This window comes from Muricauda brasiliensis, assembly GCF_003057865.1.
GTDB classification, from domain to species: domain Bacteria; phylum Bacteroidota; class Bacteroidia; order Flavobacteriales; family Flavobacteriaceae; genus Flagellimonas; species Flagellimonas chongwuensis.
In genome coordinates, this window is sequence record NZ_QBTW01000014.1 from 19,291 (window position 1) to 45,248 (window position 25,958).

Below are 25,958 nucleotides of genomic sequence, written 5' to 3' on the forward strand. Positions count from 1 at the left end.
AAGAAAGGTCTTACCTGACCTTTCTTTCAAATAGCGGCCAAACACTTTCCCAAATGAATTTCAAAAGATTTAAAGGAACCATCTTGTTTCTCATATTGGTCTTGACCACCATTTCAAGGAGCTACGGAACGATCGAAAAAAAAACCTTCTACATGGTCCCAAAACCAGCCATGGTCGATCCAGTTCATGGTATGATCAACGAATTCACCCTAAGTTTGACCCCCACTGATGAGACTTGTACAGGAAATGGTCAAATAACAATGGACATTGGCAATACGGAGGCCGGGGCGGAATTTGAGTTCCTGATTTACCAACTGCCCAATACGGTCACTCCTTTTCGTGTCATTGACAATGTCATCGCAACAGGCCCTACCTTGACCTACACCGAAACGGCTCTTCCAAACAGTGATTTTCAGGTTGTGGCCACCCAGGTCGTGGGTGCGGAAAGCAATCAAAAGACTGAAAATGTCACTATTTCCAATACTATGGAAAGCCTATCCTTTACCCTGTCCCAAACCCCTATTTGCTCAGGAGTCGAAATACACGTAAACGTTACTGCTGGTCACCCCAGCACCTATGAATTGAGGGATGAATCGGACAATGTCGTCATTGCCCCGCAACCTTCCAATGTGCTTTCCCCAGTTACCCAAGGAACGTACAATGTCATCGTAACGGATGTATGCGGGAACAGTGCCTCTTTGGGCATCACTGTGGCCAATGACCCGCAAACCTATGCCGTGAGAAGGGTCAACCCGATCCATTCCTTTTGGTTAATGGAAGACTGTAATACCATACGCCATGAAGAACAATTGATGTACAATGGATCGAACAATGTTCCGGAGGATAGGTATCCCATCAATGTATCCATTGAAATTGAAGACCCTTTTGGAGGTCCTTCCACACAGATCAACACTACATGGAATTCCAATTCCGATAACGGCCAGTCTGTAGACATCCCGTTCCATTATGGGGAGTCTTATGATTACACGGTCACCTTTACGGATAATTGCGGAAAGGTATTTTCACAGACCGATGTGATAGATGCAGTTCCCAATACCAGATTGCGACAGCCCATTGCCGATTGCGGTACAAAATATATCTCCTTGGACCTGTTCAAGTTCCATTTGGAACCCTTGGAGGTTACCTTCACTGCCTACCCCGTCGGTTTTGACCCTGCCGTTTTCAATGGGGATTATACCACTGGAACCTATTCCAATGTTTATAACACCTTACCCAACAACATTAATTTTGGTGATACTTCCACTGGGGTACCCGAGGGGGATTATGAAGTGGAATTGACTTCGTGTGGGAGAACGGAAATACAGACCTTCACGGTTAGTCATAATGCCAACTTCAATTTGCGGATGTACCGGTATTATGCAGGATGTGGGGATGATGAAGGCTCCATTAACTTTTATATCAATGTCGGCGGGGCCCCTGCTGTTGCAGATGAGCTGGTTTCTGCCCAGTTTACCAGCGCACCACCGGAATTCATTGCCAACTTTGGAGCGCTACCGTACGATGTATCATACAACATTGCGGCCGATGGTCAATTTTATATGAATTCCCTCCCTGCGGGAGACTATTCGGTGGAAGCCACAGGAACCTGTGGTTCAACCTTGACGGAAACATTTACCATTTATGACAAAACCATATCCTCTTCAGTGACCCCTATAATGAACTGCGGCAGTTTCAATGTAGAGGCCTCCGTTTCCTCTTACCTTGCCAGAGAAGTGTTATGGCTACAGAAATTTTATCCAGCTTCGGGACAATGGGGCCACCCCACCTCGGAAAACCTATATACCGAAGGAACGGACATCGCTAATTCAACTGCATTGTCCATGGGTGGAACAGCAAACTACTCAGGCTATAATACTTTTTCCGGATCGGTGAACAATGTCGTATCCTCGGGACAATTCAGGGTTGTCGTCCAATATGTCATTCATAACAATGGTGCCCCTGGGGTATCCCAATGCCGGGATGTCCTAGACACTTTCAATGTTCCCTCCAACGGTATCAACTTGAACAATTTTTATGTGGCCAGTTGTACCAGTGGCAACACGGAATTGGTCATTGATGCCAATGGAGTGGCACCCCTTGACTACAGTATTACCGCCTTTAATGGCAATCCATTGACCATCAATAACGGGAATAGTCCTGTTTTTTCAGAACTACCGGATGGTGAATATACCGTAGAGATTCAGGACAGTTGTGGAAACACAGGTGTCTTTGAATTTAAGACCGATGTCCCTAAGTCCCCGGTCATCAAACCGGAAAACTTATGTGATGGCCAAGTGGGCTCCCTTTCCATAGAGGGATTATCCTTTTTGGATATCGAATGGACCAAGGATGGAGATCCGACAGTCATCGGAACCGGAAATACACATTCGTTCAACCCATTTAATGAAGCGACGGATGTGGGCTTGTACCATGCGAACATCTCCTATGGTCCCAATCCCAGTGCCTGTATCAATCAAACATTAAGTTTTGAGGTCATTTCCCCGCCAGATTTACCTGAGGCGGGTACGGGACAGACCATTGACATTTTACAACAAGATGCCGATATCATCAATCTTTTTGATTTTTTGACCGCACCCTATGATAACTATGGGGATTGGACCGACCTTTCCAATACCGGGATGTTAAACAACGAAGTATTGGATGCCAGTACATTGCCTGTTGGCACCTACCAATTCCAGTATGATGTCAAGGGTATCTGTTCCGGCTTGGATTCCACAACAGTGACCATAAACATCATATCCTCTGACCTGACCGCATCGGATGACAGCTTTTCCAACATTTGTCCGTTTGAAGCACAGAACAACATTGGCAATGTCATGGACAATGATACGGAGGGTGGTCCTGTTGTCCATGGGGATTATTCGATCAGTGAGGAAGTTCCAGATCCTGATGGTATTATTTCGGTAAACCCGGATGGTTCCGTTGATGTTGCCGCAAATGCCCAACCAGGCCAAACTTACACATTGGAATATCGCATTACCGAAGTGGCCAATAGCAACAATTTTGATACAGGGATTCTGACCGTCACCATCATTGTCGACACCATTGACCCGACTTTCAACGAGACACTGCCATCGGACGTTACGGTGGAATGCGATGCAATTCCAGCTCCGGAGATCTTGACCGCATCTGATGACTGTGGTACCTCGGTGGTTACATTCAACGAAACAACCGCTGCGGGAAGTTGTCCAAATATGTATACGTTGACCAGGGAATGGACCGCTGAAGACCTATCTGGCAACACCGCTGTTCATACCCAAGTAGTAACCGTGGAAGATACCGCTGCCCCAACGTTCAATGAAACCTTGCCCACTGATATTACAGTAGCCTGCGATGCTGTTCCTACGGCACCGCCCCTGACGGCAACGGACAATTGCGGAACGGCAACGGTAGCCTTTAGCGAATCGGCGGTTGGTACCTGTGCGGGCAACTATACGATCACACGGGAATGGGTGGCCACGGACCAATGTGGTTTGACCACTTCACACACCCAAGTAATAACCGTTGAGGACAACATTGCGCCAACGTTCAATGAATCTTTGCCCACGAATATTACGGTAGCCTGTGATGCTGTTCCAACGGTAGATACCTTGACCGCATCGGACAACTGTGGTACGGCGACGGTGACCTATGATGAAACCATGGCCTTAGGTTCCTGCCCGGGCAACTATTCCATAAGAAGGGAATGGACCGCGACGGACGATTGTGGCAATACAACAATACATGCCCAGGTCATTACCGTGGAAGACACCACGACACCAATGTTCAATGAACCCTTACCTACTGATATTACGGTATCATGTGATGCCGTTCCAATGGCGGATACCTTGACAGCTACGGATAGCTGCGGCACGGCATCGGTAACCTTCAACGAAACAATAATGCCAGGCTCATGCCCTGGAAATTATATGATTTCGAGGCAGTGGACAGCAACCGATGAATGTGGCTTGACATCCGTTCACACCCAGACAATTACAGTGGAGGATACCACTCCGCCTACATTCAATGAAACATTGCCAACGGATATAACCGTAGCATGTGATGCCATCCCAATAGCAGAAACATTGACAGCTTCCGATTTCTGTGGAACCACTACGGTCACCCTTACGGAAACCATTGTTTCCGGGGACCCATCAGGTGACCATGTATTGGAAAGGGTGTGGACAACGACTGACGAATGTTCCAATAGCACGTCGCACACCCAACAGGTGGCCGTCATGTCCTGTATTGAAAACCCCGATATTGTCCTAATCAAGACGGGAAACTTTCAGGATGAAAACAACGATACGTTTGCTCAAGAGGGAGAAAGTATCACCTATACCTTTACAGTGGTCAACACAGGGGACCTCCCGCTTAATGATCTTCAAATAGAGGATGATATGTTGGAACCAAGTACGATTCCGGTTTCCCCGTCAACCTTGCTGCCCGGGGAATCCGTAACGGCCACTGCATCCTACCGTCTGACCAAAATGGACATGGAAGGGGAATCCATTTCCAACACGGCCAAGGTCTCCGCTAAAACCGAGAATGGTTCTGATATTTTGGATGTATCGGGAACCGCAGCCGGAAATGACGACCCGACCGTGATCCAACTACGCATGAAATCAGGCAATGTCACTATTCCCAATGTGATCACCCCTAACGGGGATGGCAAAAATGATTTCTTTAGCCTTTCAGGGTTGCCACCGACAGCAAGGGCATACTTGGTTATAACGAACCGTTGGGGCAACGAGGTATATAAAAACAGTGATTATCAAAACGATTTTAACGGTCATGGACTGAACGAAGGCACCTATTTCTATCAACTCTCCATTTCTGGACCCTCAAATACGGAACAATCGTACCAGGGATGGTTGTTCATTAAACGATAAGCCCAAAAACTATGAGATTAAAACAAATCCGATATATACTACTTTGGAACCTTTTCATTTTTGCCCATTTCAGTGTAATTGCGCAGCAAGAGGTCCAATTCACCCAATATATTTTCAACACCTTAAGCGTAAACCCTGCATATGCAGGCTATAAAGAACAGTGGTTTGTACAATTGGCACTTCGAGACCAATGGTCAGGGCTTGATGGGGCTCCCAGGACCGGACAATTCTCGGTTGATGGCATCCTAGATCCGGATACCCGAAATATGGGCGTGGGCCTTCAGGTCACCTCTGACAAACTGGGTCCCCAGGCCAGTACTTCAGTTTATCTCAATTATGCATACCGGATACGTCTGAATGCTTCGGACACCAAACGATTGGGGTTTGGTCTCGGTGCCGGATTGGCACAGCACGGTCTGAACGGATCTGAATTTTCACCAACAGATCCCGATGATGCCTATCTGTTATACGGCAATGAACATGTTTGGAAATGGAACATGCGCCTTGGTGCGTATTACTACAGTCCCAGATGGTATGTGGGCGCTTCATTGATGGATGTTCTCGATAGAAAGGAAAGCTACGTTTTCAATAGTGACGACGACTATTACAATATATTTCACAGGAAGCATTTTTACTTTATTGGTGGTGCAATTTTTGACATGGGGGCGTCCTTCAAACTACGCCCCAGCTTCCTGTTGAAAGAAGATTTCAAGGGTCCCTCCAGCCTAGACCTTAATGCCATGATGATCTATGAGGAAAAATTCTGGTTCGGACTGGGCTATCGGACCGGGGTCGAGGTCTGGGACAAAACCTACAATGATTTCAGTGCAAAGGACCTATCGACCACCAATTCCATCTCAGGGATAGTACAATTTTACCTGTCCGAACGGTTCAGGATCGGGTATTCCTATGATTACATGCTCAATGATATGGAAAATGTCCAGAATGGCACCCATGAAATCACCCTGGGATACACTTTCCAAATCAGAAAAAAACGTTTATTGAGCCCTAGGTTCTTCTAATGCCCCAAAACAAGTCAATCGTGAAAAACCAAAATATCATTTCAATGAAATTGCTGTTTACCCTAATGTCCCTTTTCTTTATCATTTGTGTCGGATATACCCAGGAGCAGCCCAGTAACCGAGATAAGGCATATGAACATCTGTCAAAGTTCCAATATGCCCGTGCCATCCCCCTATTACTGAAATTGGTCGATCGAAAAAAACCGCGCTTGGAGGACTTGGAACAATTGGCCCAGAGTTATTACCTGACCAATGATTATGAGCAGGCGGCCAACTGGTATACGCGTGTTACCGAACACCCGGAAAGCCCTGCGGAAAACCTATTGCATTATGCTAAAAGCCTCAAACAGACCCATCAATACAAAAAAGCCATCAAAGCGTTGGTGGACTATACCGAACGGACCGGCAACACCGACGATATTGCCCTGGAGTTGGAAGGATCTAAGAAAGCCTTGGAGTGGCTCGCGAATCCTAGACCCTTGGAACTCTATAATGAGACAAACATCAATACCCCAAGATCTGAGTTTTCGGTCCATCCGACACAAAATGGGGTATACTATACCGGGGAACCCCTAAAGGGAAAGGGAAATTATGGATGGACTGGCAGTTCCTATTTACAGGTCTATCAGGCCGAACTGGATGAAACCGGTCACATCATAGATTCAAGCCCCATCAAAAACGAACCAAACCCAAACAGCAGATACCATATAGGACCTGTGAGTTCCAACAAAAATGGTGATACCATGTTTGTCACCCGTACTTATGTTGGGAACAAACCAAACATGGAGCCGGAAAATGGCATCAAATACATGACCCATCGTCTTGAACTCTTGATTTACAACAAGGATGCAGCAGGAAGCTGGAAAAAGACCTCTTTTCCCTTTAACAATATTAAAAAATATTCCGTAGGCCACGCTGTGTTGGCTCCAGGGGAAAAATCTCTTTACTTCATCTCCAATCAACCAGGAGGATTTGGTGGAACGGACATCTGGTTTTCGGAGTTACAGGAAAATGGTCAATGGGGCAAACCAATCAATGCTGGAAGTACCATCAACAGTGAGGGAAATGAAATGTTCCCAAGTTTTGGTTCCGATGGATTCCTGTACTACTCCAGTGACGGCCATCCGGGCATGGGGGGACTTGATGTGTTCCAGTCCAATAAAATAGAAACGGGCTGGACCGAACCCAAAAATCTCCAGCACCCCATCAATAGTGGTGGTGATGATTTTTCCTACATCACTTGGAACGATTCAAATGGTGTTACAAGGACCTTCATGGCCTCCAACAGATCGGGGGGCAAAGGAAATGATGATATCTATAGTTTGGAAGCAAACGATGGAAGGAGATTGGTGTTGGACGGAGTTACCTATATGGGGCAAACCACAGAGAAAACGCTATCGGGGGTAGCTGTCACATTATACGATGGGGAGCGCACCCTTATGGCCAAGACACAAAGTGGTATGGAGGGGGCATTCCATTTTGAAATCGACCCGGAAAGGACATATAAGGTACTTGGTCAGAAAAAGGGATTTTACAGTGACTCATTGACATTGAGCAACATTCGCACGAATCGAGATTCACTTTATATAATACTACATTTGGAGCCCATGTTCGAAGTGGGCAAGAAAATTGTATTGGAGGATATCCATTATGATTTTGACAAATTTGATATCCGAAGGGATGCGGCCCATGTTCTGAATGAACTCGCGAGAATCCTTAGGGACCACCCCAGTCTTACTATTGAACTTTCCTCCCATACGGACAGTAGGGGCAAATCCAATTACAATATGAAATTATCAGAGAAACGGGCCAAGTCCGCTGTGGATTACTTGGTGTCCCGGGGTATTTCAAGAAATCGATTATTTGCAAAAGGCTATGGGGAATCACAATTGTTGAACAATTGCCCTGACCATGCACTTTGTACCGAAGAGGAGCACCAAGCCAACCGTAGGACCGAGATCAAGGTCTTGGCATATTAGTATTTTAGTTATACCATATCAAATTATAAAAGCTAGGGGCCTGCCTGCCATAGCAATCGTTTCGCTGGTATTAAGGAAACTGATAACTAATCTCTCTAAGTATATTCGATGAAACATTTAGAGTTCCAACGAATGGGAGTGGCTCATGGCGCAGATAAAACACCAGGCACTACCATCAAACCCTTTATAAATTAATAGATTATAATTATATTTCTCTATCTTTTTAATTATTGATTGGTTATGGACAACTACCTCAATGCAAGTGAGGAATCGGGCAAAGAATTTTACCGAAATTTCCACGACAAGGGAAGAATTGTATTATTGAACCTATTGAAATTTAGGAAGAGAGCTGATTATACCTCCCATCGGAACATAAAGCCAGCTGTTGAAATAACCGGTGAGGAAGCGTATCGTTTATACCTTGAAAGTACCATTCCCGAACTGGAAGAAGTAGGCAGCCGAATCCTATATTATGGAAAAAGTGGACGTTTTCTTATTGGTCCACTCCACCCAAAATGGGATGCTATATTACTGGTCGAACATGCATCGGTAACAAAATTTATGGAATTTTGCCAAAGTAAGGGTTATCTTAAAAACGCAGGACATCGTACAGCAGCCCTTGAAGATTCCAGATTGTTGCCCTCAACGGAAATAAAGGATTTTTATAACCCAAAGGAAAGTGTGTAATCGCTTTCCAGTATAAAACCAAAATGGACAATGTATAAACTGAGAGCAAGGCATTCCATCACTTTTTTAAGCTTCTTTTTGATCATTTCATCCAGGGGCCAAGAATCTTGGATTGATACTTCCCCGCATTCTGGGTTAAACGAACTAAGAACCGACTTTTCATTTAAGACCTTGGTATCCAATAATTCTGTAAAAAGCATTACTGGAACATTAAAGCGATTGAACGAAGCAAAGCAGTACTTTGATGAAATATTTAATACAGATTTGGATTTTGCTGTTCTATTTGTCGAAAATGAAAAATGGGGGAAACATGCCTATTTTCCACCACCAGGTTTACCACAAGCTATACATGGAAATGTAATCTTGGGATTGGACAAATCAGTACTTTCAATAACGGTAGAAGAAACAATCGATAGATTGCCTGAACAGCACCAAGCCATGCTGAAGCCCGTCTACGGTGATGACATCAACTTGGACCTTTTCTACAGGGATATCCTATCCATCCATGAATTGGCACATCTTTATCACTTTAAAGAAGGTACCAAACCGCAAAGAAAATGGTTGCAAGAACTGTTTGCCACCATGAGCATGTATTCCTTTGTAAAAGAAAAATCTAAAAATGCTTACAATTTAATGAACACATATCCTGAATTTGTCCTTAACTCGGGAAATCGGATGGCCGAACACAAGACCCTCAAGGATTTTGAGGAAAAATATGTCCAAAACCTGTCACCCCAGAATTATGAGTGGTTTCAAATGCAATTCTACCAACATGCAAGGTCGATTATTGATTCCGGTGATCGGCATATATTAGAAAGGCTCCATAATTTTCTAATCAATACCGATTTGGATAGAACGGCGAGACTAAGTGACGAGGAATTATCCCTTCGTTTGAAAAAAGAAGTCAGCACAAGCGTTTCTGATATTTTGGACACGTGGATGTATAGATGATTTTTGGACCGAAGTGTATACAAATTGATATAACCATCTTTTAGGACACCTCCTTAATTCTTAAATTTTCCTAGTAGATCATTCTTCTGATTTTTATCGGATATATTGCTCTACTCATTTCTTTTGTGGCGAAGGGAGATGCTCATTTTATCGAACTGGGCCGGGAACCAATTATAGTCTGAAATAAAATTTAACGGAAATTGGCACGAAACAAGGTTCAAAACCATTCTTTTGTTAAAGTTAAGTTAAACTAGAGCCCCTTTCGGTGGCACCGCAATTTTACTCCTCTCAAAACCCCTAAAAACATTGAGTTTTTCCAATTCGGAAAATACCCTCTTCCTCCGCAAAAAACCCGTAACAAATGTTGCGGGTTTTGTTTTTAATGATAGCAATAACTGAATTATTCGTGTTGATTGGAGTAATGGTTGGTCTCAAAAGGACTACAAATTTGTTCGGTGTAATATAAAAAACCATTGGAGGACATTCCTTCAATTATAATCTTTACCTCTCGTTGTTCGTTTAAAGGAACTGTAATTGAATATGGGACATCTGAGTTTACCTCAAATTGACTTTCCCACCAAATGGCGCCATATTTTTGATATAACAACGAATCATAATCTGGATAATTTGGAGCAAAATAGGCTTGTGCCCTACTGAATCCTTTTGGCACAGTAATGCTTGTGAACCGGTTCCTTCCGTATAATCCATCATAGTCAGACCGTAACGACAAGGAAATAAATGGTCCTTGATGAGGAGCTACATACCTATTATAAACCATCGATTTTACCATGGAAAGGGGCATGGACATGAGTTGTCCCGAATCAACCGGAAGTCCTTCGATTAAAACAGGTACTCGGGCTAGATAAGGAGGATCGGGAACATAAACACCAATACCTCCAATTTTTCTATTGAGACGTGTTTGAAATCCCAATTTCCGAATGTAGTTTATAAGACTTGGATAACGGTTCACGGTTGCTTTATCAATTAGTCTCATTTCAATTTCAGGAGTTATTTGAAACTTTGTAGTCTCCTTTGCCCTTTCCGAAACCACCACTTCATCCAGAGATATGATTCCATCCGTAAGATCAAAACTCTCATTCATTCTTAATTGCGAAACCCCTGATTTAAACCGGTCCGCTTTGCTCAACCATTTGGTATAATCAAAAGTATCTGCATTGTTATCATCAAAATAGAGTTCCGCTTTTGGTTTTCTAAGTTTTCCTTTGTGGTTCAGTACGCTGATCATTATGGAATCCCCCTCAAACAAAGGCAGGCTTCCTTCAAAATTCTTGTTGGTTGAGAGCTCAAAAAAATTGACTGTACCCAATGCTTGGGAAAACAACGAAACTTGTTTTTCGTTTTCGAGGTCGGCATCCAAAATCTTACCGTTGAAAGCAATGCCTTCTTCATATTTGTAAGTGCTAATTTTAGCATTTCCTGCTCTGATATACTGGTCAAACCTTTCGGTCCCTTCCATAAGTAATCTGGTGTCCATTTGATAATCCCTTGAACGTTTATTGCCATCAAAAAAATAGCGGCCTTCAATACGTTTATGGAGATAAGGCTGAATCAAAAAAGAAGAGGCTATAGAATTATCAGGGAAGTAGGCATTTGATTCAGCAGGTAAAACCGACAAACTTAAATGGGCCATTTGATGTCCCTGAGGAAGTATCATATCTATCTGTAAGGAATCTTGAGCTTTGTTTAAACAATAGCTTACATCTACAGAACCTACCCTTTCCTTCAAATTCTGTCTATTAAAAAACATACGTTGTGAAATGGGTTTCATAGTTTCATCCAAAATCACCGCTGTATTGATTCCGCCGGGGATTTGATTGCGATTTACGGAAATGGGTCTGCTATCTCCATCAAGCTCATAACGATAAACATAATTTCCGTTGACATGGTTATAAATAGCCATAGAAAATTTCTCGTTATTTAAAATAGATTTAGACCGTTTGGAGTTTAGTACAACAACATCCTTCGCTGTATTATTGATGCTTATTCCTACTCCATGGTGTAGTTTAACTTCCAGCTCCTTGGTGGTCCTAAGACCGTTTGGATGTTGTAATTTCAAAAAATAGGTTTCGGTTGGGTCGGTAAAAAAACCAAATCTTCCTTGCCCTAATTGGTTTGTTTGAATGTTAGATTGTATTCGTTCACCTTTTCCCGTAATCAGCTCTATTTCATTGGTCTTTATTGGTGGTAAGGTTTGGTTAAAAATCTTGAAGCCGACATTATTGTATGTGTTCGCTACAATTTGTTGCCCTTCGGGATAAACTAAAACAGTAATGCCACCTTTGTTCTTTGATTCTGATTGTTCCCCTACTCCAATGATTTCTATATTTTGAAGAAAAGGAGCAGTAAACTCAAAATTCTTCATATAGTTGGTCCAGGCCATTATGGTATATGAATCCTCAATAAAAGTTGAATCAACTTTAAAATCACCAAAAGAAGCACCATTGCGTACTAAAAACATCTTTTTTGTTAGCATGCTTCCATCTTTTGAAAAAATTCCTACATGTAGGTTTTTCGTGGCCAAGGATGGTAAATGTTGATTCTGATTTTGAACATATGCCTTGAACCATATGTGCTCTCCCTTTAAAAAGACCGTTTTATTCAATTGTAGGTGGATATTTTCAAGTAAATGCAGACCTTCCGTCCCTTTGACTGCCCGTTCCTGTGCAAGGGCAACAATTGACAGAATAAAAAAGAGAAGGGATATAACTATGTTTTGAATACGGTACACTGTAAATAAAGGTAAGACATTACCGCTGGATACCAAACAGTTAAACATCATTCGGAAAAGAATTATGCAATACGTTTTGTTTAAATAAGAACAATATTATCCTATATTTTTTATTTGGGGTGAATATTCAATTTACCGCATAGATGCTTAAATTTAACCGTGATGAAAAGTGAAAAAGAACTTAAAATAAGATGCTGGATAGATATTGACGGCAAAAAGTTTTTTGGCCCTGGGCGAGCCCAACTATTAATAATGATTGACAAAAACGGTTCCCTGTCTAAAGCGGCCAAGGAAATGGGAATGTCCTATCGTAAAGCATGGGCAATGGTCGAAGACATGAACCAACGAGGTCGACAACCCTATGTAGAACTCCACAAAGGCGGCATACAAGGTGGTGGTGCGGAATTAACCGAGGCTGGCAAAAAAGCACTTTCCACCTTTCAAAAAATGAATGATAAAATCACTGAAACCGTTCAGCAGCATACGGATGAAATGTTGGGGATGATTTAAATCTTGATATCAAAACCGTGAAGTAAAATCAGACGGAAACCCACGTAGAGTACCAAAATACTGGTAAGCACACCCAAAAACTTCAGGTTGAACTTCTTGTTTGATAGATAAGAACCGATACTCCCTCCTATTACCACGGCAACAATAAGCTGTAGCATCAATTCATTGTTCAGTTTAAAGGTGCCTGCCACGTTGAGACCTATAAGCCCAGAAATAGAATTCACCAAAATAAAAACAGAGGCCAGCGATGCAACTATTCTAGGGTTTTCCCACTTCAATAGATTTAGTACTGGCGATAAAAAGATGCCCCCACCTATCCCGGAAATTCCGGAAAGCAATCCAATTCCCCCACCAAGCAATGATTTTTTTGGATTGGAAAATTTCTTTGAGTCCAGCTTTTTCTTCGCAAAGCGAAGCAACATAAAAACACCCGCCATCACCAAGGCACTTCCCAATACCAGAAAAAATACGGTTTGCGATAAGCGGATTTGTGCACCTAGATAAGCAAATGGGATACTCACCACCAAAAACGGCCAGAATAACTTCATATCAAACACCCGGTTCCGAATAAAAACTATAGTGCCTATGGTCACCACGCAAATATTTAAAATGAGGGCTGTGGAACGGATTTCATAAAAATCGGTCAGGAAAAGGCTTAAAATGGCCAAATAACTGGAGCCGCCACCAAATCCAACAGAGCTATAGAACAGCGCAATCAAAAAGAAGACTATGGGTAAATATTCAACTGTCATCAATTATGAAATTAGTTTACACCTTACCAAATCACCTTCTTTCAATACCTCGCCATCATCCACAAAAGCAAGTGCGTTGCCTTTGGCCATGGATTGAATCATGGAAGACCCCTGTCCATCAAGAATCTCTACTTTTCCTTCAACGATAGCAGCTTTTAGAAAGGATGGTCGCCCAAAACGGTTTTCATACCCATGTTTTATTGGGAATTGATAAGTAGTCAAACCTACGCTCCCATATCCCGATAACTTTTGGAGCAACGGAAGCACGTACACATAAAAACAGGTCAATGAAGATGCTGGATTCCCGGGCAAGGCAAACACAAACTGATTACCTTTCCTCCCAAAATATAATGGCTTACCTGGTTTTTGAAAGACCTTGTAAAACAATTCGTTAACTCCATTTTCTTCGAGGGATTGTTTTACAAAATCGTAATCCCCAACCGATATTCCTCCAGAAATAATCAATACATCACAAGAGTCCAATGCCGTTTTGATGCCTGCTTTTGTGGCCTCAAAATCATCTTGTATCTGAGTTTTTTGATGATGCTGAAACCCAAATTGCTGAAGTGCCCCAGAAATCGCGTAGCTGTTGGATTCGTATATCTGTCCTTCGGTTTTGGGTTCTCCCGGTTTTACGAGTTCATTTCCCGTGGTGATTATATTGACTTGTGGTTTAGAAAAAACGTCCAATTGCGATAATCCCAAACTGCCCATCAAAGCTAATGATGGTGGATTCAAAACGTGTCGTTTTTCAAATACGGCTTGCCCTTTGGTCAATTGACCACCTTTTTTTCGGATGTTCTGACCAATTTTTGGCATTTCATCAAGAAACAGCGTGCTGTCTGTTACTGAGGTTTTCTCCTGCATCATCACAGCGGTAGTATTTTTGGGCACTTTTGCCCCTGTAAAAATCCGAACGGCCTCGCCATCTCGCAACTTTATATCCTTGGAATCGCCAGCGGCGACCTCTCCTACCAGATTGTACTCCTGATACAGTCCGCAAAGCGCATAACCGTCCATAGCGGAATTATCAAACTCGGGCACATCAAAAGGAGCTGTCGTATTTGTTGAAAGTGCATAACCCAATGCCTCATTTAGAGGTTTTGATTCACTTTTTAAACTGATTTTTTGATCCTGAATGCTTCGAAGTGCTTCTTCAATTGTAACCATTAGCCTCCTATTGAAATCATTGAACGGTTTTGCTCGTAGTGGTCGGCGTCCATTTTAACATCCATGCCATCACGGGAATGCTTTTTGGATTTTATGGCCTCCAAAATGGTGTTTTCAATTTGTTCTCCATTGCGAAGTGGGGTCAACAAATCGGTTTCTGAGGTGGCAAACAGACAGTTTTTCATCTTACCATCAGCAGTTAAACGAATACGGTTGCACTCATCACAAAACGGGTTGGTAATCGTACTTACAATGCCAAAACTGCCCTTGTGGCCCTTCACCCTAAAATTGGTGGAGGTACTGTGCTTTGGATTATCAAGGGTTTCGATTTTCCCAAATTTATCGCCAACAGTCTTTAAGATTTCTTCTTTGGAAACTCCCTTGCTCCAGTCCCATTTGTTGCCTTTGAATGGCATAAACTCTATAAACTTGGGGGTAATATTTTTATCCTTGGTCAAGGCAATAAAATCATTGATTTCTTTATCGTTCACACCTTTGATCAGCACAATATTGAGCTTGATATCCATATCCATATCCAAGGCCATATTCAAGTTTCGCATAATGCGCTCATAATAGTCCCGCTTGGTAATGAAAATAGATTTGGCCTTGTCCAAGGTATCCAAACTAAAATTGATTTTGCGCAGCCCAATTTTGTCGAACAGGTCTAGATATTTGTCAAGTACAATTCCGTTGGTGGTCAATTTTAGGGTCACGCCCAATTTGGCCAGCTCTTCGACCAAAAAACCGAAATTCTTCCGAACCAAAGGTTCACCCCCTGTCAGCCGAACCGTATCCACGCCCAAATCACGAAATGTTCGCGTCATCTCGATGATTTCCTCCAGCGTCATGATACTCGGTTTTTCCATCAACTCAATACCTTCTTCGGGCATGCAGTAAAAGCACCTCAGGTTGCACCGGTCCGTCAATGAAATGCGCAGATAGGCATGTGGCCTACCGAAATTGTCTATTATCTGTGGTTTTTTATCCATCATGTCTTTTTCCTTCTATCACTTTAAATGCATGCAGCACGTGCGGGAAAATCGCATCCATGGATTCCGCTGCTCCTTTAGTAGAGCCCGGCAGTGCCAATATCAATTTACCGTCCTTGATGCCCGCGATGGAACGCGAGAACATCGCATACGGCATCCGATTTTGCCCATAGCTACGCATTTGTTCTTCTACTCCTTTAAGTTTGATGTCCAACAAGGGCTCCAAGGTCTGTGGGGTGACATCTCGTGGCCCCACACCCGTTCCTCCCGTAAAAATCAGTAGGTCTGCAGTGGTGTTTTCCACTTTTTTGATGATTTCCTCTGCCTCATCGGGAATGATGCTTTTTTGGGATGGCACACCCAGAGACTTCAATTTCTCAATGATAGCCTCTCCTGCCCTATCCTCGCCTTTTCCTTTGGAAATGGTATCGGAACAAACAACAACATCGGCAGTCAACCCTTCCGAATTGATTTTATAGGAAGATTTCCCTCCTTTTTTAGATTTCAACCGAATAGTGCCGATTTCCACGTTTTTGTCAATCGGTTTCAGCATATCGTACATCGTGAGGGCCACGACACTTGCCCCGTGCATCGCCTCAACCTCTACTCCAGTTTTGTAAATGGTCTTTACCGTCATGGAAATGGTAATCTCCAAGCCATCAATCTCATAATCGATTCCGGTATATTCAATGGGTAACGGATGACAATCGGGCAACAGGTCCGGCGTTTTTTTGACGCCCAACAAACCAGCAGCCTTGGCCATTTCAAACACATTCCCTTTGGGAACCTCGTTATTTTGAATAGCCTCGATTGTTGCCTGGCTACTCGTTTTTACGATAGCTTCCGCGGTTGCCTCCCGCAAAGTGGTCACTTTATGAGTTATGTCTACCATTTACTTGTTTACTTTCCATTGATGGGTTTCGTCCTCAAAAATCTCTTTGCCAAAAACAGGCACTTTCGCCTTTATTTCCTCCACAAAAAAGTTGGTGGCCTCGATAGTGATTTTTCTATGTGCCGAAGAGGTGAACACGAACAAGCACAACTCGCCAACCTTTACCTTGCCCAAACTGTGATAAATATGGGCACAAGTAATGTCGAACTTGGCAAAGGCCTCTTCCCGAATTTCATGGAAGACCTTTTCCGCCATTTCTTCATAAGCCGTATAATCGATTGCAGTGACGGTTTTACCATCCACTTTGTCCGCCCTTACTTGTCCCAAAAAAATGCTATGGGCACCGATATTGGTCTTGCTCTGGTGGTTGGCCACCGAAGTCGCTATTTTTTCGGGAGGAATCGCTCCTTGTACAAACACTTTTTTTGGTTTCTTCTTATCCATCAATAATTGTTTCTATGCCGCCTTCCACGTTTTTCAAATTGTGAAAGCCGAATTCGTTTTTAAGGATTTCTATGGCGTTTTTGCTTCGTTTGCCGGACTGGCAGAACACAAAAACTTCTTGATTGTTCGGTATTTCTTGATATCGTGCCGTTAAATCGCCCATTGGGATACTCAACACCTTTTTGCCTTTTGGCTTGGGCTGTTCAAACACTTCTCGCACGTCGAGATACCACTGTTCTTTGTTTTTTAAATCACAATCGATGTAAACGGGCGCTATTCCGTTTTTGCGAATTTTTTCTACTTCTGCGGGGCGTTTGTTTATGTTGATGGTCTGCTCGCTGGCTTGCATCATATTGATCAACTTTAGCTTACCAGAAAGCACCTCTCCCTTCCCAAGGATGATTTTAAGGACTTCGGCTGCCTGAAGCGTTCCCAAGATGCCCGGTAATACACCCAAAACCCCTGTAGCCTCACAACTGATGTTCTGTCGCGTACTTTTCGGAAACAGACAACGATAGGTAGGGCCATTCTTATAATTGAAGACCGACAATTGTCCTTCATTTTTGTAAATGGATGCAAATACCCAAGGTTTATCTGCCAAAATACAAGCATCGTTGATGAGATACTTGGTTTCAAAATTGTCCGTACCATCCAATACCACATCGTATTGATTGATGATGTTTTCCGCGTTCTCCATTGTCAACGGCTCTTCGTACACTTCATACTCTACCTCACTGTTTTGTTTTTCCAATCGTTCTTTGGACACAACTGCTTTTGACTTCCCTACATCCGATTCTTGAAACAAAACTTGTCTGTGCAAATTGGACATATCGACCTTATCATGGTCCATCAAACCAATTTTACCGACACCTGCACCCACCAAATACATGGCAGCAGGACAGCCCAATCCGCCAACACCTACTAGCAACACCGTGGCGTTGCGAAGCTTTTTTTGGCCTTCAAGCCCGACTTCCGTGAGTTTTATTTGTCTATCGTATCTGCTCATCCTCCAGCGAACGGTGGCAACAGGGCCACTTCGTCTCCGTCCTTTATCGTTATTATATCATCCAAATTTTGGTTCACGGCAATCTGTACCGAATCTTTGTCCGCTATAGCCAATCCGTTCAAACATTGTGCCTTTAGTTCCAAAGCGGTCAACGGTTCGTTGAACTCCAAAATCTCTTCAGATTTTTCAGCAGCTTCAGCCACCAAACCAAAATATTTTATCGTCACATTCATGCTTCCATTTGCTTTAGCTGTTGTACATCTACTTCGGTATCCACATCAAAACCGCCCTTTTTAAAGACTTCCGTGCAATATTTAAAATCTTCCAAGCGAGTTAGTTTCTTGGCCCCTTCGTCCGCTTCCAATTGCAACAACAAAGGAAATGCTTCCTTACCAAAAATCGCTGGAACTCCAATATTATCCCCATATTTGGAATAGGTTGCTTTGGGGTGTTGAGTCAATTGTGTATGCACCAGTTTGATTAGGTTGGCGCGTTCCAAAAAGGGTTGGTCGGATACCAGAAACAATACATGGTCCAATCCTTCTTCCTCCGCCATCGCAGCTTCCAATCCAACTTTGATGCTGGACGCCATTCCCTGCTCCCAATCGGTATTAATGACCACTTTAAAGCCTTTGGGGTCAATTTTATTCTGAATTTCTTCTTGCCTAGCCCCTAGTACCAAAATCTTGGTATGGAAACCCAAGTCATCAACTTCATCCATGGTATGTTTCAAAAGTGTTTTTCCTTTGAACTCAACCAGCTGCTTTGGTCGACCTAAACGGGTAGAGCCACCTGCTGCCAAAACAACCACCGCTATGTTTTCTTCTGAACTCATAGGGTTATTTTTTGAAATTGATTTTCAGTGACATCATGAATCGGCTCGGTTTTCTGTTTTAGGGGTCGCGCTCCCTTGTTGGTCAATACACTCTGAATCTCAGCCAAAATGGCTAATCCGATTTCGGCTGGGGTCTCTGCGCCTATTTCCAACCCTACGGGCGCATGGATTTTGGCTAGATCTTCCTTTGACACTTCAATATCTTCATCCGCAAGTTCGTTAAGCATACGATTGTACTTTTTTAACGGTCCAAGGATGCCGATATAAGGTGTCTCTGCATTTCCAAGCAATAACTTGAGTACCTCTAGGTCATAATTATAATTATGGCTCATCAACACGAAACAGGTGCGTTGATCTATATTGATGTTTTTTAGTGTTTCTTCTGGCTTAGTTACAATAACTTGACATGACCCGACAAAACGTTTTTTGTTGGCGTGTGTTGGTCTACCATCGGTAACGGTTACTTTCCATCCCAACAAATCAGCCTGTTGTGCCAAAATCTGTGCATCGTTCCCCGCTCCCACCAAAATCAATTTTACAGGAGGTTGATGTAATTGGATAAATGCAAAATATACTTTCTTTTCAATTTTCAACTCTGCGAAACAAGAATTGTCCAATTTAATTGTCTCCTTACTTTTAACAAGCAAAGCTTGTTGCAGTTCCTCGGGAAGTTGCCGACCTGAGATGATCTGGTTTTCATCTGAAACCAAACAGGTTCCTAGTTGTTGTTGGGATTTGTCCAAGTCAAAAACTACTGAAACAGCCATTGGAACTTCCTGTTCGGCAACAGTTCTCAATAGCTCACAGGGATTATTCTCATCGGTATAATTAATAGGCTCGAATAACACTTGAATGATTCCATTACAGCCCAATTGCGCCCCGATTACCGCATCGTCCTCATCGCTAGTATCGTAGGTGACCAATTTATTTTCTTGCCGATCCAATGCAAAAAGTGCCTTTCTGAGCGCATCACCTTCCAAACAACCTCCACTAATAGCTCCGATAATAGTTCCAAACTCGTCCACCAACATGCGAGCGCCTGCCCTACGGTAGGATGAACCATCAACATGGACAACAGTAGCTAAAACACAGCGAATACCCTGTGATTTCAACTCTTGATATTGTGCTATGATGACATCCAACTCCCTCATACAACTGCAGTTTTTAGTTGGTTGATGGCTTTTTTGATTTCAGACAAGGCTTTTTCAATGTCTTCCGAAGAAGTGCTTCGCCCTGTACTGATACGAAGACTGGCCAAGGCTGTATCATCTTCAATTCCCATCGCTTTTAGCACGTGGGACGGATTTACTTGATTTGAAGTGCACGCAGAACCCCGAGAAACGGCCAAGGTGTTCAAATACCGAAGTAGCTTGGTGCCATCAATTGCTTTAAACGACACATTTGTGGTATTGGATAACCGTTTTTCATCCCGGCAATTAATGGTTGCTCCGTCTATGTCCAATAACCCCTGCTCCAATTGGTTTTGAAGACTTTTGAATTTTTGCTGATTCTCTACCAAGCTTTGATTTGCAATTTCACAAGCTGCACCAAATCCAACAATTCCAGGAACATTCAAAGTTCCTGGTCTGACTCCTTTTTCGTGACTGCCTCCATAAAGGTGTTTATCAATGGAAATATCTTTTCTTTTATTCAAGTAAAGTGCGCCAACACCTTTAGGTCCATACAGTTTGTGTGATGAAAAAATAGCGATATCGATTCCCAATTCTTGTAAATCAACAGGAATTTTGCCAACAGCCTGCGTGATATCCGACATCACAGGCACATTGTTGGAATGCGCGATTTCGGTTATGGTTTTTATTGGATGAATTAGACCTGTCTCGTTGTTAGCGAGCATCATGCAAACCAAAATCGTGGAGGGTTTTATGGCCGCTTCCAATTCAATCAAGTCAATATTTCCTTGCCTGTCCACATCCAAATAGGTAACTTCAAAACCATCTGATTCCAATGCTTCCAAAGTATCTAAGACTGCTTTATGCTCTGTTTTGCAGGAAATTATATGATTCCCTTTATCGCTATTTCTTTTACAAAATCCGAACAAGGCCAGATTGGCGGCTTCCGTAGCTCCCGATGTAAACGTTATTTCGGTTGCCCTACAATTCACCAGTTTGGCAACTTGATTTCTAGCAGTTGCTACTGCGTCTTCAGCATGCCAACCAAAAGAATGGTCGCTGTTCGCATTGCCAAAATTTTGGGTAAAATACGGCAGCATGGCCTCCACTACCTTTGTGTCGGTGGGTGTGGTCGCATTATAATCCAAATATATTTTTTTAGTAAGAGACAAATTATAATCGTTATGTTTTGATATGCATAACGCAATTTAATAAGAATCATCTAGCTTTCACTTATGTTTTTCAAACCATTAAGAAATAAAATCAAATAAAATTTTTGACACATTTATTATTAATCGTAATATTGCAATATACAAATAAGACAATGGGCTTAGCCAAAACAGAAATATTTACGGACAAACAAAACGAGATTGCACAATACGCGAAGGTGTTCGGACACCCTGCCCGTGTCGCCATTCTTCAGTATTTGTACAAGCTGAACGCATGTGTTTGCGGTGATTTGGTAGATGAAATTGGTTTGGCGCAACCCACTATTTCTCAACATTTAAAGGAGTTAAAAAACTTAGGCCTCATCAAGGGAAATGTTGAAGGAACCAGCGTTTGTTACTGTATTGATGTTGATAATTGGAAGAAAATGAAAAACGTAATGTCAGATTTCTTGAATCAAGATCTCAACCAAAAGGATTGTTGTTAAAAAAATTTAATATCATTAATCGTAATATTGCAATAAATATAGGGATATGAAATTAGAAGAAGTTAAATCAGTATTGACCCAATTGGACACCATAGCGTTTCAATTACCGAATGGGGATTTGGTTCCCAATCATTTTCATGTGACCGAAGTAGGTAAAATCACCAAGCATTTTATTGACTGCGGTGGAACAGTTCGAAACGAGGAGGTGGTCAACTTTCAACTTTGGAACGCCGATGATTACGACCATAGACTTCATCCAGAGAAATTGGTCCATATTATAGAATTGTCCCAAAAAACGTTGGGCTTCGGCAATCTAGACGTAGAAGTGGAATACCAAGGGCAGACCATTGAAAAATTTGACCTTGATTTTGACGGAACCAACTTTCTATTGACCACCAAACAAACGGATTGTTTGGCCAAGGACAATTGTGGTATCCCAACCGAAAAGCCCAAAGTAAAGTTATCCGAATTACAAAACACACAAACTTGCACTCCAGGTAGTGGATGCTGCTAAAACCCAACTTATGGCACTTTTTGACAATTTAAACCAATTTGTTTCCGATTTGGATACAACATCCATTGCTGCGGAAAGAAAACAAACCTTATCTCCTCTTGTGGAGTATATTCAGGAAAAATTGGATAACGACCAACCCATCCGACTTAATTTTATCTGTACCCATAACTCGCGAAGAAGTCATTTATCACAAGTTTGGGCGCAGACCATGGCATCTTATTTTGGGATTGATAATGTGAGCTGTTATTCTGGGGGAACAGAAGCCACTGCCCTATTTCCGATGGTGGCTTCAACTTTAGCAAGCTGCGGGTTTGAAATAAACATGCTCTCCGAAGGAAAAAACCCAGTGTATGGCATCAAGTTTTCCGAAAACGAACACCCTGTCATCTGTTTTTCCAAACGAATGGATGATGATTTCAACCCAAAATCAGATTTTGCGGCCATTATGACCTGTTCCCAAGCTGATGAGGGCTGTCCGTTCGTTCCCGGTGCAGAAAAACGCATACCTATCACCTACGACGACCCCAAAGCATTTGATGGCACACCGGAACAAGCCGAAAAATATAAGGAGCGAAGCTTACAAATCGCAACTGAAATGTTTTATGTCTTTTCCCAAATTCAGAAATAATGGCGATTAAAAAATTAAGCTTTTTAGATAAAAACCTTACCCTTTGGATTTTTGTCGCCATGGCGGTAGGCGTCGGAATCGGTTATTTTTTTCCAAGCTTCCCCGATTTCGTCAACGAATTCAGTAGTGGCACAACCAATATCCCCATTGCCATCGGGTTGATTTTAATGATGTACCCACCATTGGCCAAGGTAAAATACTCCTTGCTCCCAAAGGTTTTTAAAAACACCAAAATTCTTTCCATCTCACTTTTTCTGAATTGGATCGTGGGACCTGTTCTGATGTTTGCACTGGCCATAATCTTTCTGCGGGATTACCCTGAATATATGGTCGGACTTATTTTAATTGGTTTGGCTCGTTGTATTGCCATGGTTTTGGTGTGGAACGATTTGGCCGAAGGAAGCAGTGAATATGGTGCAGGTTTAGTGGCCTTAAACAGTATTTTTCAGGTTTTTGCCTATAGTTTTTATGCTTGGATCTTCATCACCGTACTCCCACCCTATTTTAGGTTTGAAGGTGCTATTGTTGATATATCCATTGGCACTATCGCAGAGAGTGTGGCCATTTACCTAGGGATCCCTTTTTTAATGGGGATTTTAAGCCGCCAAATTTTGGTGAGACTTAAAGGTGAAGCATGGTACACCAAAAAGTTTATCCCAACCATTTCTCCCATTACCTTAATTGCCCTTTTGTTCACGATTGTGGTTATGTTCTCGCTAAAAGGTGAATTGATTGTGGAGATTCCTATGGATGTATTGATCATTGTAGTTCCATTGTTGATCTATTTTGCTTTGATGTTTATTATTGGTTTTTTCACCACAAAAGCCATGGGGGCCGAATACGACAAAACTGCTGCAGTCGCCTTCACGGCCGCGGGAAACAACTTTGAGCTGGCCATTGCCGTTGCCATTGCTGTTTTTGGTTTGAATTCCGGACAGGCATTTACAGGGGTAATTGGGCCATTGGTAGAAGTACCAGCATTGATTTTATTGGTAAAAGTTTCATTCTGGTTAAAGAAAAAATATTTCACACCTAAAAAAGTAGAAGTCCAAGGTTAAATCACCATTTTAAAAATTCATGGAGTTTAGTAAATTCGACTACACTAAAATTTCAAACAAACTAAACTCATTATGACTAAAACAATAGCTTTTCTTGGATTATTGGCATTACTACTGTCCTGCAATTCAAAAAAGGACAATACCCAACGTGAACTTGGCTTGGTTTACAATGTTTTAAGGGATTTTGACATTGAGAACTATGAGATTTTTTCAATGAACCTCGATGGGTCCAACAAAAAAAACATTACCGACCTGTACCCTGTGGATTGGACCTATTATTCTTATGAAGATACCTTGTATTTTATTTCTGATAGAGGAGCGTGCAAACGTTGTTATTTTTTGTACAAAAGCAACTTTAATGGAGAAAACGTTCAAAAAGTTAGTGATCTGGAGTTGGCTGATAGCTGGATGAGCAGCAGAAAGAATGGCACCGAACTTATCGTAAAGCCCAAGCTGATAACAGAATCTACATTTTACATTCTAAACCAAAATGGAGAGATCATAGATCGATTGGACACAAAACTAGCTTTTGCTGCTGACCCCTTGTTTGTAAATAATGGAAAACAAGTCGTTTTTAGAGGCGGAAAAACAGTTCGCAAAGAGATTAACGGTTTTAATGAAGAGCTTTACATTATTGATGTGGATGGAAAAAATCGAAAGCAACTTACTCATTATCCCGAAAAAGACTCTACCGCTGGAAAGTATGAGTATAGGGCCGGTGCCCCAAGACTACACCCAACCGAAAACTTTGTTACATATCAAAGTAAGCAAAATGGCAAGTATAGTTTATATGCCGTTAGTTTGGATGGGAGCAAAACATGGAAGTTGACAGAAAATGCTCAAAACGAGGGTTGGCATGATTGGAGTCCCGATGGCAAGTGGTTGGCCATTGAACTTTTCGACGATGAACAAACACAATTTCATATTGGCTTGATGAATTGGGACACCAAGGAAATGAAAATCTTGACCGACGATACCTTCAAGTATCAACAAGCTCCGAACTTTATCTACAAAGATTAAATTGTAGATTATACAAGTGCTTTTTATCTATAAAATCAATTTTTCTTGTCATTGGGGTAGGGTTTATTCCACCTAACTTGTTTATTTGGTAGAAATCGCACAGGGATAATTCTGCCCTGAAAAATTTTAAAAACCCCATACTATGAGAACAAAGATTTTTAGCAGTTTATTTGCCGTAATGACCTTATTTTTTGTAAGCTGCTCCGATGATGAAGGAAACGGAGGAAATCCACAAGGAACAGGCACGCTTTCTGTGCAAATGACCGATGCTCCTTTTCCTTATGAATTAATTGCAGAAGCAAACGTTACTGTGTATAAAGTAGAGGCTCGTCGCGTTTCCGAAGACGATGATGATGATGCCCTTACTACAAGCCCGTACATAACCTTGATGGAAGAAGAAATAGAAACAAACCTATTGGAACTGACCAATGGATTGACTCTTCAATTGGCAGAAATTGAGGTTCCTGTTGGGACTTATGATCAGGTTCGCGTATACGTTAAGGGCGTAAATGTAGTTTTAACCGATGGAACGGTTTATGAGCTAAAGGTTCCCAGTGGTGACTCATCCGGAATTAAAGTATTTATAGACCCAGGAATTACTGTAGTAAGCGGTTTATCTTCCGATTTATTACTGGATTTCGATGTAAGTCGCTCATTTGTGGCAAAAGGCAATATTAGCACAGCCGCAGAAATAAGCGGGTTCAATTTCAAACCTGTAATCAAGGCCAGTAATCTTTCCACTGCCGGTACACTTTCAGGAAATGTTAGCACTGTTGAAGAGGAAACTCAAATTGGCCTTTTTGGTGCACAAGTTTCTGTATTTGCAGCGGACACGCTCAACACTACTTCATTTACCGATCCAGATGGTAATTATGCCATTCTAGGTCTGGAAGCCGGTACTTACGAAGTAGTTTCCGAGTTTGATGGCTTTATTGCAAGTGATACCATAGAAGTACAAATAAATGCTGCGAACGTTACGACCCAAGATTTTATTCTTGAAGTAGATCCAGATGCAGCTACTGAAGAAGAAACAACAGAAGGCGGAAATTAATATCCCCGAACACAAACAAATTAAA

At 42.2% G+C, this 25,958-nt stretch carries 23 protein-coding genes; 12 read left to right on the forward strand and 11 right to left on the reverse strand.

What is annotated here, in order from left to right:
* Nucleotides 1–53 precede the first annotated feature (53 nt).
* The 5 genes from DCK90_RS10485 to DCK90_RS10505 all read left to right on the forward strand — a co-directional run bounded on the left by DCK90_RS10485 (nt 54) and on the right by DCK90_RS10505 (nt 9,531).
* The gene (locus DCK90_RS10485) at nt 54–4,892 is read left to right on the forward strand and encodes a gliding motility-associated C-terminal domain-containing protein (RefSeq protein ID WP_108246165.1); all 4,839 of its coding nucleotides are present in this window, start codon (nt 54–56) and stop codon (nt 4,890–4,892) included.
* 11 nt (nt 4,893–4,903) lie between these two features.
* Nucleotides 4,904–5,914: a PorP/SprF family type IX secretion system membrane protein gene (locus tag DCK90_RS10490; protein WP_108246166.1), complete on the forward strand. Its 1,011-nt coding sequence runs from the start codon at nt 4,904–4,906 to the stop codon at nt 5,912–5,914.
* 44 nt (nt 5,915–5,958) lie between these two features.
* Nucleotides 5,959–7,893 carry an OmpA family protein gene (locus DCK90_RS17175; protein ID WP_159075814.1) on the forward strand — a complete coding sequence of 645 codons (1,935 nt, stop codon included), beginning with the start codon at nt 5,959–5,961 and terminating at the stop codon, nt 7,891–7,893.
* A gap of 240 nt (nt 7,894–8,133) precedes the next feature.
* Nucleotides 8,134–8,580: a DUF1330 domain-containing protein gene (locus tag DCK90_RS10500; RefSeq protein ID WP_108246168.1), complete on the forward strand. Its 447-nt coding sequence runs from the start codon at nt 8,134–8,136 to the stop codon at nt 8,578–8,580.
* 30 nt (nt 8,581–8,610) lie between these two features.
* On the forward strand, nt 8,611–9,531 hold the full coding sequence (locus DCK90_RS10505; RefSeq protein ID WP_108246169.1) for a hypothetical protein: 921 nt from the start codon (nt 8,611–8,613) through the stop codon (nt 9,529–9,531).
* 400 nt (nt 9,532–9,931) lie between these two features.
* Here DCK90_RS10505 and DCK90_RS10510 read toward each other — a convergent pair whose 3' ends face one another.
* A complete protein-coding gene (locus DCK90_RS10510) occupies nt 9,932–12,025 on the reverse strand; it encodes a hypothetical protein (RefSeq protein WP_159075815.1) in 2,094 nt (697 codons plus the stop codon).
* A 507-nt stretch (nt 12,026–12,532) separates the two neighbouring features.
* Between DCK90_RS10510 and DCK90_RS10515 the strand changes: the two genes are divergently transcribed.
* Nucleotides 12,533–12,790, forward strand: coding sequence for a winged helix-turn-helix domain-containing protein (locus DCK90_RS10515; protein WP_229418473.1), 258 nt, complete (start codon nt 12,533–12,535; stop codon nt 12,788–12,790).
* Here DCK90_RS10515 and DCK90_RS10520 read toward each other — a convergent pair.
* From DCK90_RS10520 to DCK90_RS10565, 10 genes are read right to left on the reverse strand one after another with little or no spacing between them, the layout of a single operon-like run.
* On the reverse strand, nt 12,787–13,542 hold the full coding sequence (locus DCK90_RS10520; protein WP_108246172.1) for a sulfite exporter TauE/SafE family protein: 756 nt from the start codon (nt 13,540–13,542) through the stop codon (nt 12,787–12,789). The genes DCK90_RS10515 and DCK90_RS10520 overlap by 4 nt on opposite strands.
* A 3-nt stretch (nt 13,543–13,545) precedes the next feature.
* Complete coding sequence (locus DCK90_RS10525; protein ID WP_108246173.1) at nt 13,546–14,712, reverse strand: molybdopterin molybdotransferase MoeA; 1,167 nt, start codon at nt 14,710–14,712, stop codon at nt 13,546–13,548.
* Nucleotides 14,712–15,704 carry a GTP 3',8-cyclase MoaA gene (gene moaA / locus DCK90_RS10530; protein ID WP_108246174.1) on the reverse strand — a complete coding sequence of 331 codons (993 nt, stop codon included), beginning with the start codon at nt 15,702–15,704 and terminating at the stop codon, nt 14,712–14,714. Before moaA ends, DCK90_RS10525 begins: the two co-directional genes overlap by 1 nt.
* Entirely contained in the window at nt 15,694–16,593 is a 900-nt protein-coding gene (moaCB, locus tag DCK90_RS10535) for a bifunctional molybdenum cofactor biosynthesis protein MoaC/MoaB (protein WP_108246175.1), read from the reverse strand. Before moaCB ends, moaA begins: the two co-directional genes overlap by 11 nt.
* Nucleotides 16,594–17,037 (reverse strand): molybdenum cofactor biosynthesis protein MoaE, encoded by a 444-nt coding sequence (locus DCK90_RS10540; RefSeq protein ID WP_108246176.1) that lies wholly within the window; start codon nt 17,035–17,037, stop codon nt 16,594–16,596.
* Nucleotides 17,030–18,043 (reverse strand): HesA/MoeB/ThiF family protein, encoded by a 1,014-nt coding sequence (locus DCK90_RS10545; RefSeq protein ID WP_108246177.1) that lies wholly within the window; start codon nt 18,041–18,043, stop codon nt 17,030–17,032. The genes DCK90_RS10540 and DCK90_RS10545 overlap by 8 nt, the downstream gene beginning before the upstream one ends.
* Nucleotides 18,040–18,276 (reverse strand): MoaD/ThiS family protein, encoded by a 237-nt coding sequence (locus DCK90_RS10550; protein ID WP_108246178.1) that lies wholly within the window; start codon nt 18,274–18,276, stop codon nt 18,040–18,042. Before DCK90_RS10550 ends, DCK90_RS10545 begins: the two co-directional genes overlap by 4 nt.
* A complete protein-coding gene (locus DCK90_RS10555) occupies nt 18,273–18,878 on the reverse strand; it encodes a nucleotidyltransferase family protein (protein ID WP_108246179.1) in 606 nt (201 codons plus the stop codon). The genes DCK90_RS10550 and DCK90_RS10555 overlap by 4 nt, the downstream gene beginning before the upstream one ends.
* Nucleotides 18,875–20,029: an XdhC family protein gene (locus DCK90_RS10560; protein ID WP_108246180.1), complete on the reverse strand. Its 1,155-nt coding sequence runs from the start codon at nt 20,027–20,029 to the stop codon at nt 18,875–18,877. Before DCK90_RS10560 ends, DCK90_RS10555 begins: the two co-directional genes overlap by 4 nt.
* On the reverse strand, nt 20,026–21,156 hold the full coding sequence (locus tag DCK90_RS10565) for a cysteine desulfurase family protein (RefSeq protein ID WP_234414731.1): 1,131 nt from the start codon (nt 21,154–21,156) through the stop codon (nt 20,026–20,028). The genes DCK90_RS10560 and DCK90_RS10565 overlap by 4 nt, the downstream gene beginning before the upstream one ends.
* Before the next feature lie 176 nt (nt 21,157–21,332).
* On the opposite strand from DCK90_RS10565, the gene DCK90_RS10570 reads away from it, so the two are divergent.
* The 6 genes from DCK90_RS10570 to DCK90_RS10595 all read left to right on the forward strand — a co-directional run bounded on the left by DCK90_RS10570 (nt 21,333) and on the right by DCK90_RS10595 (nt 25,933).
* Nucleotides 21,333–21,662 carry an ArsR/SmtB family transcription factor gene (locus DCK90_RS10570; RefSeq protein WP_108246182.1) on the forward strand — a complete coding sequence of 110 codons (330 nt, stop codon included), beginning with the start codon at nt 21,333–21,335 and terminating at the stop codon, nt 21,660–21,662.
* A 46-nt stretch (nt 21,663–21,708) separates the two neighbouring features.
* Nucleotides 21,709–22,176, forward strand: coding sequence for a DUF6428 family protein (locus tag DCK90_RS10575; RefSeq protein ID WP_108246183.1), 468 nt, complete (start codon nt 21,709–21,711; stop codon nt 22,174–22,176).
* A 10-nt stretch (nt 22,177–22,186) separates the two neighbouring features.
* A complete protein-coding gene (locus DCK90_RS10580; protein ID WP_108246184.1) occupies nt 22,187–22,804 on the forward strand; it encodes an arsenate-mycothiol transferase ArsC in 618 nt (205 codons plus the stop codon).
* The gene (arsB, locus tag DCK90_RS10585; protein ID WP_108246185.1) at nt 22,804–23,862 is read left to right on the forward strand and encodes an ACR3 family arsenite efflux transporter; all 1,059 of its coding nucleotides are present in this window, start codon (nt 22,804–22,806) and stop codon (nt 23,860–23,862) included. Before DCK90_RS10580 ends, arsB begins: the two co-directional genes overlap by 1 nt.
* A gap of 72 nt (nt 23,863–23,934) precedes the next feature.
* Complete coding sequence (locus DCK90_RS10590) at nt 23,935–24,882, forward strand: TolB family protein (protein WP_108246186.1); 948 nt, start codon at nt 23,935–23,937, stop codon at nt 24,880–24,882.
* A gap of 142 nt (nt 24,883–25,024) precedes the next feature.
* Nucleotides 25,025–25,933, forward strand: coding sequence for a DUF4382 domain-containing protein (locus DCK90_RS10595; RefSeq protein ID WP_108246187.1), 909 nt, complete (start codon nt 25,025–25,027; stop codon nt 25,931–25,933).
* The last annotated feature ends 25 nt before the right edge of the window (nt 25,934–25,958 follow it).

Excerpts from the sequence above, each read along its gene's own strand:
- DCK90_RS10550 (WP_108246178.1), bottom strand. The coding sequence starts at position 18,276 with ATGAATGTGACGATAAAATATTTTGGTTTGGTGGCTGAAGCTGCTGAA.
- DCK90_RS10580 (WP_108246184.1), top strand. The coding sequence starts at position 22,187 with ATGGCACTTTTTGACAATTTAAACCAATTTGTTTCCGATTTGGATACA.
- DCK90_RS10560 (WP_108246180.1), bottom strand. The coding sequence starts at position 20,029 with ATGAGGGAGTTGGATGTCATCATAGCACAATATCAAGAGTTGAAATCA.
- DCK90_RS10570 (WP_108246182.1), top strand. The coding sequence starts at position 21,333 with ATGGGCTTAGCCAAAACAGAAATATTTACGGACAAACAAAACGAGATT.
- arsB (WP_108246185.1), top strand. The coding sequence starts at position 22,804 with ATGGCGATTAAAAAATTAAGCTTTTTAGATAAAAACCTTACCCTTTGG.
- DCK90_RS10490 (WP_108246166.1), top strand. The coding sequence starts at position 4,904 with ATGAGATTAAAACAAATCCGATATATACTACTTTGGAACCTTTTCATT.
- DCK90_RS10545 (WP_108246177.1), bottom strand. The coding sequence starts at position 18,043 with ATGAGCAGATACGATAGACAAATAAAACTCACGGAAGTCGGGCTTGAA.
- moaA (WP_108246174.1), bottom strand. The coding sequence starts at position 15,704 with ATGATGGATAAAAAACCACAGATAATAGACAATTTCGGTAGGCCACAT.
- DCK90_RS10575 (WP_108246183.1), top strand. The coding sequence starts at position 21,709 with ATGAAATTAGAAGAAGTTAAATCAGTATTGACCCAATTGGACACCATA.
- DCK90_RS10505 (WP_108246169.1), top strand. The coding sequence starts at position 8,611 with ATGTATAAACTGAGAGCAAGGCATTCCATCACTTTTTTAAGCTTCTTT.
- DCK90_RS10515 (WP_229418473.1), top strand. The coding sequence starts at position 12,533 with ATGATTGACAAAAACGGTTCCCTGTCTAAAGCGGCCAAGGAAATGGGA.
- DCK90_RS10590 (WP_108246186.1), top strand. The coding sequence starts at position 23,935 with ATGACTAAAACAATAGCTTTTCTTGGATTATTGGCATTACTACTGTCC.
- DCK90_RS10520 (WP_108246172.1), bottom strand. The coding sequence starts at position 13,542 with ATGACAGTTGAATATTTACCCATAGTCTTCTTTTTGATTGCGCTGTTC.
- DCK90_RS10595 (WP_108246187.1), top strand. The coding sequence starts at position 25,025 with ATGAGAACAAAGATTTTTAGCAGTTTATTTGCCGTAATGACCTTATTT.
- DCK90_RS10510 (WP_159075815.1), bottom strand. The coding sequence starts at position 12,025 with ATGCTAACAAAAAAGATGTTTTTAGTACGCAATGGTGCTTCTTTTGGT.
- DCK90_RS10525 (WP_108246173.1), bottom strand. The coding sequence starts at position 14,712 with ATGGTTACAATTGAAGAAGCACTTCGAAGCATTCAGGATCAAAAAATC.
- moaCB (WP_108246175.1), bottom strand. The coding sequence starts at position 16,593 with ATGGTAGACATAACTCATAAAGTGACCACTTTGCGGGAGGCAACCGCG.
- DCK90_RS10540 (WP_108246176.1), bottom strand. The coding sequence starts at position 17,037 with ATGGATAAGAAGAAACCAAAAAAAGTGTTTGTACAAGGAGCGATTCCT.
- DCK90_RS10500 (WP_108246168.1), top strand. The coding sequence starts at position 8,134 with ATGGACAACTACCTCAATGCAAGTGAGGAATCGGGCAAAGAATTTTAC.
- DCK90_RS17175 (WP_159075814.1), top strand. The coding sequence starts at position 5,959 with ATGAAATTGCTGTTTACCCTAATGTCCCTTTTCTTTATCATTTGTGTC.
- DCK90_RS10485 (WP_108246165.1), top strand. The coding sequence starts at position 54 with ATGAATTTCAAAAGATTTAAAGGAACCATCTTGTTTCTCATATTGGTC.
- DCK90_RS10555 (WP_108246179.1), bottom strand. The coding sequence starts at position 18,878 with ATGAGTTCAGAAGAAAACATAGCGGTGGTTGTTTTGGCAGCAGGTGGC.